We start from the raw sequence: 12,914 nt of genomic DNA on the forward strand, positions 1-12,914 counted from the left end.
GATAAGCTGAGCGAAGCGGACAAAGGGACGAAAGGCTAAGAAGTGCTCGAAGTTTGCCAGAACCTTACGGTCAGCTCCGAAGCGGACAACATTCTTGCGGCGATCTCCCGTACGAAGACGAAGATTGTGAGCCGGGTCAAAACCGGGGCCTCCAGCATCGTCACCATGAGCGCGTACGGCCTCGGGCTTCTCACCTGCGTGACCATCGGCGACAACGCCGGTCTTATGGAAGTCGTGGTCATCCGGGAACTCGAAGACCGGATGGAGACCACCATCCAGGAAGCGACCGTGGTCTACGCCGAGCAGATCAACAACCCGCACCCCGGACTTCCGGGCTCCCGGAGCTTCTTCCAGTTCGAGATTTTCAAGGAGGACAAGTGACAGAGGTCAACGAGGCTGAGCAGTACGCGCGATGGGTCGAGATGCCCCGCAGCGTCAGCCAGATCACCGAGTTCGAGGAATGCCCGTACAAGAGCTTCATGAAGCGCGTGCAGCGGGTAGAGCCCCGGCCCGCAGCGTGGAGCACCCACGGCACGGCCTTCCACACGGCCGCTGAACGCTACGAGAAGTCGGGGCGGGAGATGACGGCCGACGAGGCCGTTGAGGTCTTCAGGGACGAGTACACGGCCGGCGTGAACCGCGACCTCGGGAAGGTCAACGACATCGACCTGTGGATGCGGGCCAACCGCGGGTCTGCCGCTGACGACCTGGAGGACCGGTTCGAGGCCGGGGCGGAGCAGGCCCGGCGCTACGTGGAGTACGTCCAGGACCAGGCCCCCGTCCTCTGGCACATCGAGGACAAGCCCGCCGTCGAGCTGTACTTCAAGGCCGACTTCGGCGGCGTCAAGGTGCGTGGGTATATCGACCAGGTGACCTTGAACAAGGACTACTCGAAGCGGGTCAGGGATCTGAAGACCGGCAGCACGAAGAGCAAGTTCCAGCTCTGGGTGTACGGCCTGGCGGTGAACCAGCTCTTCCCCGACGAGGAGCCCGTCAAGAACGGGGACTGGTACCTGGCCAAGAAGCACGGCCTCTCGCGGCCGGTCAAGTTGTCCGACGCTGACCCCGACGAGATCACCGAGCGCATCGTGACGATGGATCAGGGCGTCAAGGCCGGGGACTTTCCGGCGAAGCCGGGATTCGGATGCCGCTTCTGTGATGTGGGCTACGCCTGCTCTTTCAAGGGTCGAACTTGAGGATGAGACACCAATCCGCTAGCCTTTGACCATGCCCGCTGAGCGGGCCTCTTTTAACCATCAACTTTAGGATGAGATACGTGATCAACAAGATCTTCAAGCGGAACGACGGCAACGACTTCGCGGTTCGAGTGGTGGAGCAGGGTGGGGAGCCCTGGTTCGTTGCGGCGGACGTGGCGACCATCCTCGGGTACTCGCGCACTAACGATGCGGTGCGCAAGCACGTGGACGAGGAGGATCGAGGTACTACGTCGATTCGGCGTAGTACCTCCGGAGGCAACCCGAACGTGGCCACGGTGAACGAGTCGGGCCTGTACGCGCTGATCTTCGGGAGCAAGCTCCCCGCTGCGAAGGACTTCAAGCGCTGGGTTACCGGAGAGGTTCTTCCCAGTATCCGGAAGACCGGCGGCTATCAGGGCGGTGACGCCATTCAGGCCGCGATGGCTCAGCTCGTGGCCGATCCGGCCGGGGGCCTCCTCCGCATGGCGGAGCTGACGAAGCGGGCCGAAACCGCGGAGGCCGCCGTCGAGGAGCTGACCCCGCTGGCCGACGCCTTCCACCAGTTCACCGACACCGACGACACCGCCTCGCTCCGCGACGTGGCCCGCCTGGTCGACATGAAGGAGCGGGTGTTCGGCACCACCCTCCGCGAGTGGGGCTGGGTCGAGAAGTGGGGCACGGCCGCCACGTCCAAGGCCCGCGACAAGGGGTGGATGGTCAACAAGGTCATCCAGGCCCCGTACGGTCGTCGGCCCGTTCAGGGTCGGGTCACCGGCAAGGGCTTCGGGGCCATCGTGAAGAAGCTGGCCGCCTAGCCAGAGCAGTTCGTTACGGGGGCCGCCACCAGGGCGGCCCCCAGCGAAAGGAGACAGGTGTACTCGCTCACTCAGTCAGCCCTTGTCCGGGGCGCTGCCGGAGAGCCAATCCCAAACCCCTTCAAGGGATTGAAGGCCCTCGATGTCGAATTCCGGCGTGGTGACTTCAGCGTCTGGTGCGCCGGAGGAGGTACCGGCAAGAGCCTCCTGGCGCTGTGGCTTGCCGTCAGCTCCAACGTGCCCACGCTGTACTTCAGTGCTGACAGCACGGCGGCCACGCAGCTCAGTCGGGCCACGGCCATGGTCACGGGCGACCCCGTCAAGGAGGTCAAGCGTGCCCTGATCGCCGGCGATGGGTCCTTCGACAAGTACGAATCCGCCCTGGCGAAGCGCTGGTGGCTCCGGTTCTGCTACTCGGCGCGACCCACGCCGAAGGACATGGAAATGCACCTGGAGACGTACAAGGAGGTCTTCGGCTGCTACCCGCATCTCGTGGTGGTCGACAACATCACCAACGTGGACGGCGGGGGAGGGGGCACCGCGGAGGAGTACACCTTCGGCCTCGAAGGGCTCTGTGACTATTTCAACGAAATGGCCAGGCAGACCTACGCTCATGTGATGGCCATGCATCACGTGGTCGGCGAATTCTCGTCAGGTGATAAGCCCACGCCGCTTTCCGGGATGAAGGGGAAGATCGGGCGTGTGCCGTCGTTGGTTGGCACCCTCTTTGCTCAGGTCGACGGAATGGGCGGACGCACGCTCAATGTCTCCCCGGTAAAGAACCGTGAGGGTTTCGCCGACCCCTCGGGCGACACGTTCGCGTCCTTTGACGTGGACACTCAGAATTTGCGCATTACCGACGTGGGTGCAGAGGACGACGAATTCTCTGTGATGTAGTTCACGGCCTCTCAATTTGGCACCCAATTGAGGATGAGATACAGTGGAGACATCGAAAGGCGGGGACGGCAAACCTCCCCGCAAGGGCTTCCGGAAGTGCGCCACCTGCTCAAGAAACAGGGCAGAACGCTTCTTCACTAAGCAGGGCAAGACCTGCTCGACATGCCGGAAGCGCACCCGATCAGCCTCGACCCACGAAGCCCGAGTCCAAGCAACCTACGGACTCGAACCCGGTGAGTACGCACTCTTGGTCGACCGGCAAGGCGGGGTCTGCGCGATCTGCGAGCAGCCCCGCAGCTACCGACTCAACGTCGACCACTGCCACAAATCCGGATTGATTCGCGGGGCCCTGTGCCGCATGTGCAATGGGCGACTCCTCACCGCAGCGCGAGACAACGCACAGATTCTTCGACGCGCGGCTGACTACCTCGAAAACCCCCCGGCCCCCCGATTCCTCGGGGAGCGCTACCACGCTAAGGACGGCAAGAAGTGATCACCTACCCCGGCGGACAGCTGACCGTGACCCTCAACCGACGAACCGGTCTGACGCAGCTCGCCCGCCAGGTCCAGGCCGAAGCCAAGCTCGGGTTCCACGAGACCGCGACCGTCGTCTACAAGGGGCGGGGCGGGCTCCTGGTCAAGACCATGCCGACCGCGCAGCTTGCCCAACTCGCCCTCGCCGAGGCCGACTCCGCCGCGCAGCTCCGCGTGGAGCGGCGCATCGCCGGCGGCTCGTGATGGCAGTTAGTTCATTCAATCAAGGGCAGGGCTGGAAGCCCGACATCGGCGAAGTGCTCCAGCACTACCACCCCGAGTGGTCGGAGCCTCCCCGGCGTGGTGGGCACGTCAAGTGCCTCTGCCCCTTCCACGTCGAAGGCAACCCCAGCGCCAGCGTCAACTACGAGAAGAACCGCGTCAGTTGCTTCGCCTGCGACATCAGCGAAGACAGCCTTGACGTGATCCAGCGGGAAGAAGGAATCGGGTACCGTGCAGCCCTTGAATTCGCAGCACAGCATTTCAATGGTGGAAGCGGCGCAGGTGTACAGCCTGAGCTTCCAGGGAAGTCCGGCAGCCGAGTACATCGAGCACCGCGGTTTGGCGAGTCAGGCCGCAGTGCTGGGAATCGGGTATGTGGCATACCCCGTTACGGGGCATGAAAAGCACCTGGGCCGCCTCGCCATCCCGTACGTACGTCCCGCCGGCGGAGAGCACGCCGTAGCGACGATCCGCTTCCGGTGCATCAACGAGACCTGCACGAAGCACCCCGACGGCTCCTGGCGCGACGACGAGTGGCACGAGGGCCACGGGAAGTACCAGAGTCTTCCCGGCTCCAAGCCGCTGCTCTACAACACCCGTGCGCTCATCAAGCCGTCCCGGTACATCGGAATCAGCGAGGGGGAATTTGACGCTGGCTCCGTTGAGACGGCTGACATTCCCTGCGCGGGAGTTCCCGGAGTTTCCTCCTGGCGAGACCACTTCGACCCTGCCTTCCTGGGGTACGAGACCGTTTTCGCTTTCATGGATGGAGACGAGCCCGGAGAGAAGTTCGTCAACATGCTGGCTGAGAGGCTGCACAACGTAGTTCCGATCTTCCTTGGCAAGAAGTGCGACCCCAACAAATTCGTCAACGAATTCGGGCCCTTGGCCCTCCGGCAGAAATGCGGTCTTGAGTGAGCGACATCGTGAACCACCCCGAGCACTACACGACGCACCCGAGCGGCGTCGAGTGCATCCAGATCACCGAGCACATGAACTTCAACCTTGGCAATTGCCTCAAGTACGTGTGGCGGGCCGGCCTCAAGGACGGGGCCTTCGTCCAGGACCTCATGAAGGCCCGCTGGTACATCGACCGCGAGCTGAAGCGCATCGAGGCCGGGAAGGGTGACGCGCGGTGATTCAGCACTTCAAGGTCGAACGCGGCTTCGGCGGCGAGAGCTGGGACGTAACCCGCATCAACCGGAGCGGACAGGGCTGGCAGGTTCACACGTACAAGAAGTTCGAAACAGCAACGCTCGTCGCCTACTTCCTGAACACCGTCGAGCACAGCAACGAGGAGACCGAATGAAGACGCTGACGATCGATATCGAGACTTCTCCGAATCTGGCTCATGTCTGGGGCCTGTTCAATCAGAACGTCGGGCTCGCTCAGCTCCGCGAAACCAGTGAGCTGATGTGCTTCGCCGCCAAGTGGTACGACTCGCCCGAGGTCATCTTCCGAAGCACCCACCACGACGGCAAGGCCGCCATGGTGGAGAAGGCACACGAACTCCTCGAAGAGGCCGACGCGGTAGTCCACTACAACGGACAGCGCTTCGACATCCCGCATCTCAACCGCGAGTTCCTGGAAGCCGGGCTCACGCCGCCGGCCCCCTTCGCCCAGGTCGACCTTCTCAAGGTCGTCAAGCGCCAGTTCCGCTTCACCTCCAACAAGCTCGATCACGTGGTTCAGCGACTCGGGATCGGGGCCAAGACGGCCCACACCGGTCACCAGCTCTGGGCCGACTGTCTTGCCGGGGACCAGAAGGCGTGGGACCTGATGCGGAAATACAACTGCCAGGACGTACGCGTGACGGAAGACCTCTACGACTACCTGTTGCCGTGGATTCCCTCCCACCCCCACCACGGGCTCTACAGCGAGGCCGCCGAGGACGTGTGCCCCAACTGCGGCTCCGCGGAGCTGAAGAAGGAAGGCCGGGCATACACGTCGGTGTCCGTCTTCCAGCGCTACCGCTGCTCTGGCTGCGGGAAGTGGTCCCGAGGAAACAAGCGGCTCGACCTCGTACAGATCACCTCCGTCAAGTAAGGAAGTCATGGAAGAGAAGCAGATCGACTGGGCCGCACTGTCAGACCTGGCCTCGAAGGTTGCGGCGTTTCTGGTAGAGCGCTGGCACATTGTTGAAGCAGACGATGTGAAGCAGGCCATGTTGGAGCACGCCTACCGTGAGCGGAAGCACTTGGTCGACTTCGCCGACAACGAACGCTTCATGCGGAAGGTGTTCTACACCGCCGGACAGCGGTACGCGGCGCGGGAACGGCTCTATCTCGACGCGAACGACAGCCAGTACTTCTACACGGCCGACGAAGCCCGAGACGCCTTGCGGCTCCTCATTCACACCGATGACGAGTTCGCCAACGTGCTCGGCAAGCACGACGATCTGACCAACTGCACCATCACCGACAACCTGTTCACGGCCCGAATGGAGGCCAAGGCCGGTCTGGACAAGCTGACCGACCGATACCGGGAACTCCTTCTCCGGCATTGCGTCTTGGGTCTTCCCATCACCAACCCAGCCGACCGCAAGGCCACTTCCCGGGCCGCAATCGCCCTCTCGTACGAGATGAACCGCTCCCTTCGCCGGAAGGCGGCACGGCTGTGATCGAGACCAGCCAGAAGTACCAGCGAGACAAGACTCGAATTCACGTCATCCACGACGACGGGGCTATCTCCCGCGTGTACCTGGGGATCGAGACCCCCGAATATGCGGCGGAAGTCAACCTCGACCAGCGCGACATACCCAAGCTCATCGCCATGCTTTCCGTCACCCTCACCAACCGATAGGAGCACCCCTTGAACCACTTCGACACCGAGACCGCCGAGACGGTCTACCGCCGGACCTACAGCCGCATCAAGGCCGATGGCTCCTCGGAGACCTGGCCCGAGACCGTTGAGCGGGTCGTGGACGGAAACCTGTCCCTCGTGCCCGAGCGCTACCACGAGGAGGGTGAGCGCCAGGCCCTCATTGACCTCATCCAGGGATTCAAGTTCCTGCCCGCCGGACGGCAGATCAAGAACAGCGGCGCCAACCAGTTCGCGCTGAACAACTGCTGGGCGCCGGGATGGGTTCCCGAGGCCCCCGAGGAGCACTTCACGTTCACGTTGCTTCGCCTGGCCGAAGGTGGTGGCGTCGGCGCCAACTACTCCAGCCGCTTCCTGCGCGAGTTCCCCGAGGTCGAGAACGCCGTCACCGTGCACATCGTGTGCGACCCCAGCCACCCCGACTACGCCTCCATGAAGGAGGCCGGGCTGATCAGCACCCAGTACGACCACCAGTGGACCGGCGCCTTCAGCGTCGAGGACAGCCGAGAAGGGTGGGCTGGAGCCCTGGCCGAACTGATCCAGGCCGCACACGACCCGTGGCTCAAGCACGAGGCCCGCGTCTTCGACGTGTCCCGGGTGCGAGGCCGCGGAGCCGTCCTCAAGAACTTCGGCGGCACAGCGAGCGGGCCTGACCCCCTGGCCCGGATGCTGATCGAGGTCGGGAAGATCCTCACCAACGCGGCCGGCTGGCCGCTCAACGGCATGGACGCCATGGCCATCGATCACCAGATCGCCATGGCCATCGTTGCCGGAGGCGTTCGCCGCTCCGCGCGCATGTCCATCATGGTCTGGGACGACCCGCTGATCGGCGCGTTCCTTCGCTGCAAGGAAGGTGACCTGGCGCAGTGGACCACCAACATTTCCGTGGAGATCGATGACCGGTTCTCCGACGCCCTTGAGCAGGGCAACCGGAAGGCGCAGAAGGTCTGGCGAGAGCTGTGCCAGGGTGCCCTTCTGAACGGTGAGCCGGGCTGGTGGAACTCCTCGATCACCGAGGCCGGCGAGGTCGACGGGGTGTACGCCGTCAACCCGTGCGGCGAGGCCACGTTGAACCAGTGGGAGCCCTGCAACCTGGGCTCCATCAATTTGGCCCGCTTCGTGGAGAACGGCGCGGTCGACGGCTGGGGCCTCACCGCGGCCCACCGTTACGCGGCCCGCTACCTGATCCGGACTACCTTCGCCAAGGTCTCCGACCCCAAGTCGCAGGAGGCCATCAGCAAGTACCGGCGCATCGGTGTCGGGCACCTGGGCTTCGCTGACTTCCTGGTCAAGCAGGGCATCAAGTACAGCACTTCCCCCTACCACGCCGGCGTGCGTGACACCCTTCGCCGCCTGGCGGACGACGTGGACCAGGCCGCCGCCGCGTACGCCAACGAGCTGCGCATCCCCGTCCCGATCAAGAAGCGCGTCATCGCGCCGACCGGCACCATTTCGAAGCTGGCCAGTGCGAGCGGTGAGGGCATCCATGCCCCCTTCGCCGCGTACTTCCTGCGGCGCATCCGGTTCTCCGATCTTGAGCCCACGGAGGTCGCCCAGGTCGAGGAGTACAAGCGGAAGGGCTACCACACCGAGCCGTGCGTGTACGGGGCCAATACGACCGTGGTCGAGATCCCGACCGTTGACCCGCTCCTTCCGGCCTACCCGGAGTGCGCCGACGCCTTCGAGCACGCAGGCCAGTTGACCCTTGAGCAGATGCTTGGGGTGCAGGAGATGTACCAGCTTCACTGGGCGGACCAGGCCGTCTCCTACACGGCCTCCGTCGACCCCGAGAAGTACACCGTGGACGACGTGAGCGAGGCCCTGGGCATCTACCTCCCGACGCTGAAGGGTTCGACCATCTTCCCGGAGATGTCCCGCCCCCAGGCGCCGTACGAGCGGATCTCCGAAGAGGAGTACTGGAAGCGCGTTGCCGAAATCGAAGACGGCGTGGTTGCCGACACCGGCTACGACGAAGAGTGCGCTTCCGGAGCCTGCCCTGTGTGACCCGGTTCACTCATTCCTGATTTGAGGATGAGATACATTTCTGAGAGGATTAACCCCATGAGCGAGAACCCCTTCGGCCAGTCCCCCTGGGACGAGCCCGCGAACGACAACACCCCCACCAGCAACCAGGAGTCGCCCGTGACCGTCACCACTGCCACCCCCGCCCACGAGGGCGTCACCCTCTCCTTCAAGGGCGGCTCCGGGTACGACGCCAGCCTCCTGGTCCTCCGCGCCAGCACCATCACCGAAATGGGCCAGATGCTCGACAGTGAGCGCGAGGCCCTGATGGCGCTCATGAAGCGCATGGCGAAGGTGCAGACCTTCAACAACGGGCTGAACGCGCCGGCCAAGACCGTGCAGGCCGGGAAGAACACCTTCTCCGGGGGCAAGGTCCAGAACTCCGGCGGTGACGGCGGGCACAAGGGCGTCACCGACTGCGAGCACGGCCGCACCCACGTCGCGAAGGGCACCTGGGAGGCGTACTTCTGCAACGCCGACGAGCGGAAGGGCGAGGACAAGTGCCCGCCCGCGTTCCTGAATAACAAGTCGGGCAAGTTCGAAGTCAAGGGCTAGGCCCTTCCTTAGCTCCACACTTTAGGATGAGATAGAGGGGGCCGGGTTTCGGTCCGGCCCCCCTCAACCCCCGAGGGACCCATGAAGATCAAGCACCACTCCGACGTAGACCTGATCCAGACCGCCGCCAGCGACGGCATGGTGTGCAAGGCGGCCCGCGTCTCCACCCTCGGAGCCGGAGAGGCAGACACCGACCCCATCAAGGACCGGGGCCTGATCAACTTCCTGATGCGGGACCGGCACGGCAGCCCCTTCGAGCACGGCTCCATGACCTTCCGCATCTGCGCCCCCATCTTCGTGGCCCGCGAGTTCATGCGACACCGCGCCGGAATGAGCTTCAACGAGGAGTCGGCGCGGTACCGGGAGCTGGACACCGTGTTCTTCGTGCCGGACCAGGGTCGCCCCCTGGTGCAGAAGGGGAAGCCCGGCGCCTACCACTTCGAGCCCGGCACCTTTGCCCAGTGGTGGGGAGTCGAAGAATCGCTGCACACCGCGTACGCCGAGGCCGAGTTCCAGTACAAGCGGATGCTGGAAGACGGCGTCGCCCGCGAGATCGCCCGCAGCGTCCTCCCCGTGGGCACCTTCACCACCTTCTTCGTGACGTGCAACCCGCGCTCCCTGATGCACTTCCTGAGCCTCCGCACGAAGCACGCCGAGGCGACGTTCCCCAGCTTCCCCCAGCTAGAAATTCAGGAGGTCGCGGAGAAGATGGAGGCCCACTGGACTCGGCTGATGCCCGTCACTGCGCAGCTTTTCACCGAGCACGGGCGGGTGAGCCCGTGACTTCCGACCAGTGGTTCCACCTCACTTTGACCATCCAACTCTGGCTCATTTTCTGGGTGTTGGTCGAAATCAAGAAGGCCGTGCGGGGGCGTAAGCATCGTGGCTGACCTCCAATCGACGCTGGCCACCTATGAATGTGATTGCGGAAATCTCTTCATCGAAGAGTTCGCCAGCTACGAATACATCAAATACCGGGTCGAATGCCCGGCCTGCGAAACACCCGGAGTGAACGAATGACCTTCCCGTTTGAGCGCCGCGTAATCGACCTGAAGGGCCTCGTCGCCGACCAGGTCACCATCAACTACGAAGAGAACCCGGAGACGGAACGGCTGCTCAAGGCGGCCCGAGCCGAACTGGTGCTGGTCAAGGATGAGCTGGCCCGTGTGAATCGGGACCTGGTGGCCGCCAAGGAGGCACGTGCCTACTGGACGAACAAGGCGGACGGCAAGTGGCAGGAGGTACGCGACCTCACGCAGGCCAACAAGGCGCTCATGGCCGATCTGAAGCATGAGCGGGGGCTCGTGAAGCACTACCAGGGCAAGTTCGGGGAGGAAGTCTCCAAGCGCATCGAGGCGGAGAAGCGTCGGACTGTCGAAGGTGCTGGTCGCCGGTACGTCGAGCTGGTCAAGCACCTGGGGGAGCGGAAGAAGTTCCTGGCCGGCGAGGCGGCCCGCTACGGGAGTCTCGGTGAGTACGCCGACGCCGAGGAGTGCAAGAACCGCGCCGACGAGATCATTCACGTTATCCGTTACGGGGTGGGTACCAATGCCGACTGAAGACCTGATCGAGATCGAGATGACGATCTCAACTCCCTTTGTCGGAGGCGAAATTGTCCGCTCCACCTTCTTCTCGCGAAAGGACTGGGAAGCGATGGACGAGCGTGACAGGAACGAGTCGATGGAAGTGGAGCTGGCCCACTTCTTGGACGAAGAGATCGGGATGCGATGGGAGGAGAGGGAGTGATCGACATCTTCCGAAACCGCAGGCGCGAGAAGACCCGAGAGCTTTACATGGCGCTCGATCTCAGCCGACAGACCGTCAGGGTGCTGCTCGACTACAAGTCGGAGCTGGAAGACGAACTGGACATCGCGGCGATCGAGTACGCGGAGCTGGAACGCAAGCTCGTCCAGGCCGTGACCGAACGCGAGGCCAAGCAGGCGGTAGAGCCGCCCTTCTAGCGGGCCATCACTTGAGGATGAGATAGACGGGGGCCGGGGAATCCCGGCCCCCTTGGGGTGGTAGACATGAAGATTCTCGAATACGACATAAATGGGTCCACGGTTCGAATCAACGTCGTCCAGGACGAAGACGATCTCCCCGAGTTCCGGCGCTTCATCGTGGACAACCGAGATGTGATCGGTTTCGACACTGAGACCGATGGACTCTCCTGGTGGGAAGACGGATTTCGTATCCGCCTCGCTCAATTCGGCAACGAGCACGAGTCTTTTGTCCTCCCCGTTGAGCGGGGCGGCCTGTTCAAAGAGGACACGATCAAAGCCCTCCAGTGGGTCAAGAAGCTCGTCCTTCAGAACGGTACGTACGACTTCCTGTGCCTCGATCGGGTCTGGGGCCTCCCCCTCGAAGAGCTTTTCCCGAAGCTGATCGACAGCAAGATCATTGCTCACCTGGTCGACTCCCGAGGCCGGAAAGACGGGGGAGTCGGACACTCCCTGGAAGACCTCACCCGGCACTACATCTCCGTCAAAGTGGCTGACGAGGTCAAAGGCAGCATGACGGCCATCGCGAAAGAGCTGGGCGTCAAAAAGGCTGACGTGTGGCCAGTCATTCCGCTCGATCATGAGGGCTACAACCTGTACGCCGGCTGCGACCCGATCCTGTGCTTCCGCCTAGCCAAGATGCTCAAGCCGAAGATTCCCCAGACGGCCCGCAAGCTCCTGGCCTACGAACACCGGCTCGCGGAATCGTGCGCCGGCATGGTCCGTAAGGGCATCAAGGCCGACGTGCCCTACCTCGAAGCCCAGTCGGAGGCCCTGGGCGACATCGAGGAGCACTACAAGGACGTAGCGGTCAGCCTGGGGCTGGAGAACATCAACAGCCCCAAGCAGGTCGGCGAGGCCGTCATGGCGCGAGGCGTCAAGCCGACCGACAAGACCCCCACGGGCCAACCGCGCGTCGATGACAAGCTCCTCAAGTCCCACATGGGCGACCCGTTGTGCGAGGCCATCTACCTGGGCAAGAAGGCCGCCAAGGCGAAGGCCACCTGGTTCGAGAACGCGTTGACCAACCGCGGACCTGATGACCGCCTGCACGCCTCGATCAACGCTTTGCAGGCCAGGACAGCTCGGATGTCCATCTCGGGAGCGATCCCGGCCCAGACGTTCCCCTCGAAAGACTCTTTGGTGCGCCGCGGTTTCATTGCCGATCCCGGAATGGTGATTTGCGCCGTCGATTACAAGGCGCAGGAACTTCGGGTGCTGGCAGCACTCTCCGGCGACAGGGCCATGAAGCGGGCCTTCGCCGAGGGAGCCGACCTCCACCAGATCACCGCAGATTCGGCACAAGTGGACCGGGATACCGGAAAGATGGCCGGATTTTTGACAGTGTACGGGGGAGGTTGGGAAGCGCTAGTTGCCCAGGCCGGAGTCACTGAAGAAGTAGCAAAGCAGGCAATTGCGGGCTTCTTTAAAGCCTTCCCGAGAGTCAAGGCGTATTCGGAGGAACTTCAGAAGGAAGCCCGCAGGGTCGGGTTCATCACCACCAACACGGGTCGACGCCTCTACGTCGACAAGCGACGCCCGTACGCCGCCCTGAACTACGCCGTCCAGTCCGCGAGCCGCGACGTGACCGGTAGGGCGATTCTCCGGCTCTTCGAGGCAGGGTTCGGGCCCTACTGCCTTTTGCCCGTGCACGACGAGGTCATTTTCCAATTCCCTGCCGAGCACGCCGAGCGTGCCGTCAAGCGGGCCGCCGAAATCATGAGGGAAACCATGAACGGCGTGCTGATCGACACAGACGTGGCCGTTTACGGCAAGTCCTGGGGCTGCGGCTACATGAAGCCGGGCCAGTACTGCGACATCTGCGACACCATCCACTTCACCGAGGAGTAACC

The 12,914-nt window shown here is 63.3% G+C and carries 20 protein-coding genes and 1 pseudogene; all 21 read left to right on the forward strand.

All coding sequences use genetic code 11. The features are described 5' to 3' along the window. Positions 1 to 126 precede the first annotated feature (126 nt). The 21 genes and pseudogenes from ACN20G_RS23520 (at position 127) to ACN20G_RS23620 (ending at position 12,912) form a co-directional block, all read left to right on the forward strand. Positions 127 to 381, forward strand: a complete 255-nt coding sequence (locus ACN20G_RS23520) for a hypothetical protein (protein ID WP_424214798.1) — start codon at positions 127 to 129, stop codon at positions 379 to 381. Next, positions 378 to 1,196, forward strand: a complete 819-nt coding sequence (locus ACN20G_RS23525) for a RecB family exonuclease (RefSeq protein WP_424214799.1) — start codon at positions 378 to 380, stop codon at positions 1,194 to 1,196. The genes ACN20G_RS23520 and ACN20G_RS23525 overlap by 4 nt, the downstream gene beginning before the upstream one ends. Before the next feature lie 80 nt (positions 1,197 to 1,276). Then, on the forward strand, positions 1,277 to 2,011 hold the full coding sequence (locus ACN20G_RS23530) for a BRO family protein (RefSeq protein WP_424214800.1): 735 nt from the start codon (positions 1,277 to 1,279) through the stop codon (positions 2,009 to 2,011). 57 nt (positions 2,012 to 2,068) lie between these two features. Next, on the forward strand, positions 2,069 to 2,908 hold the full coding sequence (locus ACN20G_RS23535; RefSeq protein ID WP_424214801.1) for an AAA family ATPase: 840 nt from the start codon (positions 2,069 to 2,071) through the stop codon (positions 2,906 to 2,908). 43 nt (positions 2,909 to 2,951) lie between these two features. Beyond that, entirely contained in the window at positions 2,952 to 3,401 is a 450-nt protein-coding gene (locus tag ACN20G_RS23540) for an endonuclease VII domain-containing protein (protein WP_424214802.1), read from the forward strand. Next, positions 3,398 to 3,646, forward strand: coding sequence for a hypothetical protein (locus tag ACN20G_RS23545; RefSeq protein ID WP_424214803.1), 249 nt, complete (start codon positions 3,398 to 3,400; stop codon positions 3,644 to 3,646). The genes ACN20G_RS23540 and ACN20G_RS23545 overlap by 4 nt, the downstream gene beginning before the upstream one ends. Then, a pseudogene (locus ACN20G_RS23550) lies at positions 3,646 to 3,870 on the forward strand (CHC2 zinc finger domain-containing protein); the annotation flags it as partial. The gene ACN20G_RS23545 and the pseudogene ACN20G_RS23550, both read left to right, overlap by 1 nt. 34 nt (positions 3,871 to 3,904) lie before the next feature. After that, positions 3,905 to 4,582, forward strand: a complete 678-nt coding sequence (locus ACN20G_RS23555) for a toprim domain-containing protein (RefSeq protein WP_424215698.1) — start codon at positions 3,905 to 3,907, stop codon at positions 4,580 to 4,582. Then, positions 4,579 to 4,803 carry a DUF3310 domain-containing protein gene (locus ACN20G_RS23560; protein WP_424214804.1) on the forward strand — a complete coding sequence of 75 codons (225 nt, stop codon included), beginning with the start codon at positions 4,579 to 4,581 and terminating at the stop codon, positions 4,801 to 4,803. Before ACN20G_RS23555 ends, ACN20G_RS23560 begins: the two co-directional genes overlap by 4 nt. Continuing rightward, the gene (locus ACN20G_RS23565) at positions 4,800 to 4,973 is read left to right on the forward strand and encodes a hypothetical protein (RefSeq protein WP_424214805.1); all 174 of its coding nucleotides are present in this window, start codon (positions 4,800 to 4,802) and stop codon (positions 4,971 to 4,973) included. The genes ACN20G_RS23560 and ACN20G_RS23565 overlap by 4 nt, the downstream gene beginning before the upstream one ends. Continuing rightward, positions 4,970 to 5,710, forward strand: coding sequence for a ribonuclease H-like domain-containing protein (locus ACN20G_RS23570; protein ID WP_424214806.1), 741 nt, complete (start codon positions 4,970 to 4,972; stop codon positions 5,708 to 5,710). The genes ACN20G_RS23565 and ACN20G_RS23570 overlap by 4 nt, the downstream gene beginning before the upstream one ends. Before the next feature lie 7 nt (positions 5,711 to 5,717). Next, on the forward strand, positions 5,718 to 6,284 hold the full coding sequence (locus tag ACN20G_RS23575; protein ID WP_424214807.1) for a hypothetical protein: 567 nt from the start codon (positions 5,718 to 5,720) through the stop codon (positions 6,282 to 6,284). Continuing rightward, the gene (locus tag ACN20G_RS23580) at positions 6,281 to 6,466 is read left to right on the forward strand and encodes a hypothetical protein (protein WP_424214808.1); all 186 of its coding nucleotides are present in this window, start codon (positions 6,281 to 6,283) and stop codon (positions 6,464 to 6,466) included. The genes ACN20G_RS23575 and ACN20G_RS23580 overlap by 4 nt, the downstream gene beginning before the upstream one ends. A gap of 9 nt (positions 6,467 to 6,475) precedes the next feature. Beyond that, a complete protein-coding gene (gene nrdJ, locus ACN20G_RS23585; RefSeq protein ID WP_424214809.1) occupies positions 6,476 to 8,488 on the forward strand; it encodes a ribonucleoside-triphosphate reductase, adenosylcobalamin-dependent in 2,013 nt (670 codons plus the stop codon). A 57-nt stretch (positions 8,489 to 8,545) separates the two neighbouring features. Further along, complete coding sequence (locus tag ACN20G_RS23590; RefSeq protein ID WP_424214810.1) at positions 8,546 to 9,061, forward strand: hypothetical protein; 516 nt, start codon at positions 8,546 to 8,548, stop codon at positions 9,059 to 9,061. Positions 9,062 to 9,142: 81 nt separating this feature from the next. Beyond that, positions 9,143 to 9,844 carry an FAD-dependent thymidylate synthase gene (gene thyX, locus ACN20G_RS23595; RefSeq protein WP_424214811.1) on the forward strand — a complete coding sequence of 234 codons (702 nt, stop codon included), beginning with the start codon at positions 9,143 to 9,145 and terminating at the stop codon, positions 9,842 to 9,844. Positions 9,845 to 9,943: 99 nt separating this feature from the next. Then, positions 9,944 to 10,081, forward strand: a complete 138-nt coding sequence (locus ACN20G_RS23600; RefSeq protein WP_424214812.1) for a hypothetical protein — start codon at positions 9,944 to 9,946, stop codon at positions 10,079 to 10,081. Further along, positions 10,078 to 10,620 (forward strand): hypothetical protein, encoded by a 543-nt coding sequence (locus ACN20G_RS23605; protein ID WP_424214813.1) that lies wholly within the window; start codon positions 10,078 to 10,080, stop codon positions 10,618 to 10,620. Before ACN20G_RS23600 ends, ACN20G_RS23605 begins: the two co-directional genes overlap by 4 nt. Continuing rightward, entirely contained in the window at positions 10,610 to 10,807 is a 198-nt protein-coding gene (locus tag ACN20G_RS23610) for a DUF7167 family protein (protein ID WP_424214814.1), read from the forward strand. The genes ACN20G_RS23605 and ACN20G_RS23610 overlap by 11 nt, the downstream gene beginning before the upstream one ends. Next, positions 10,804 to 11,022, forward strand: a complete 219-nt coding sequence (locus ACN20G_RS23615; RefSeq protein ID WP_424214815.1) for a hypothetical protein — start codon at positions 10,804 to 10,806, stop codon at positions 11,020 to 11,022. Before ACN20G_RS23610 ends, ACN20G_RS23615 begins: the two co-directional genes overlap by 4 nt. 66 nt (positions 11,023 to 11,088) lie before the next feature. After that, the gene (locus tag ACN20G_RS23620; protein ID WP_424214816.1) at positions 11,089 to 12,912 is read left to right on the forward strand and encodes a DNA polymerase; all 1,824 of its coding nucleotides are present in this window, start codon (positions 11,089 to 11,091) and stop codon (positions 12,910 to 12,912) included. Positions 12,913 to 12,914 lie beyond the last annotated feature (2 nt).

It is taken from the genome of Streptomyces dryopteridis (genome assembly GCF_049606955.1).
In the GTDB taxonomy this organism is placed as follows: Bacteria; Actinomycetota; Actinomycetes; order Streptomycetales; family Streptomycetaceae; genus Streptomyces.

Coding starts and splice junctions, on each gene's coding strand:
- ACN20G_RS23570 (WP_424214806.1), top strand. CDS start 4,970: ATGAAGACGCTGACGATCGATATCGAGACTTCTCCGAATCTGGCTCAT.
- ACN20G_RS23590 (WP_424214810.1), top strand. CDS start 8,546: ATGAGCGAGAACCCCTTCGGCCAGTCCCCCTGGGACGAGCCCGCGAAC.
- ACN20G_RS23610 (WP_424214814.1), top strand. CDS start 10,610: ATGCCGACTGAAGACCTGATCGAGATCGAGATGACGATCTCAACTCCC.
- thyX (WP_424214811.1), top strand. CDS start 9,143: ATGAAGATCAAGCACCACTCCGACGTAGACCTGATCCAGACCGCCGCC.
- ACN20G_RS23620 (WP_424214816.1), top strand. CDS start 11,089: ATGAAGATTCTCGAATACGACATAAATGGGTCCACGGTTCGAATCAAC.
- ACN20G_RS23575 (WP_424214807.1), top strand. CDS start 5,718: ATGGAAGAGAAGCAGATCGACTGGGCCGCACTGTCAGACCTGGCCTCG.
- ACN20G_RS23605 (WP_424214813.1), top strand. CDS start 10,078: ATGACCTTCCCGTTTGAGCGCCGCGTAATCGACCTGAAGGGCCTCGTC.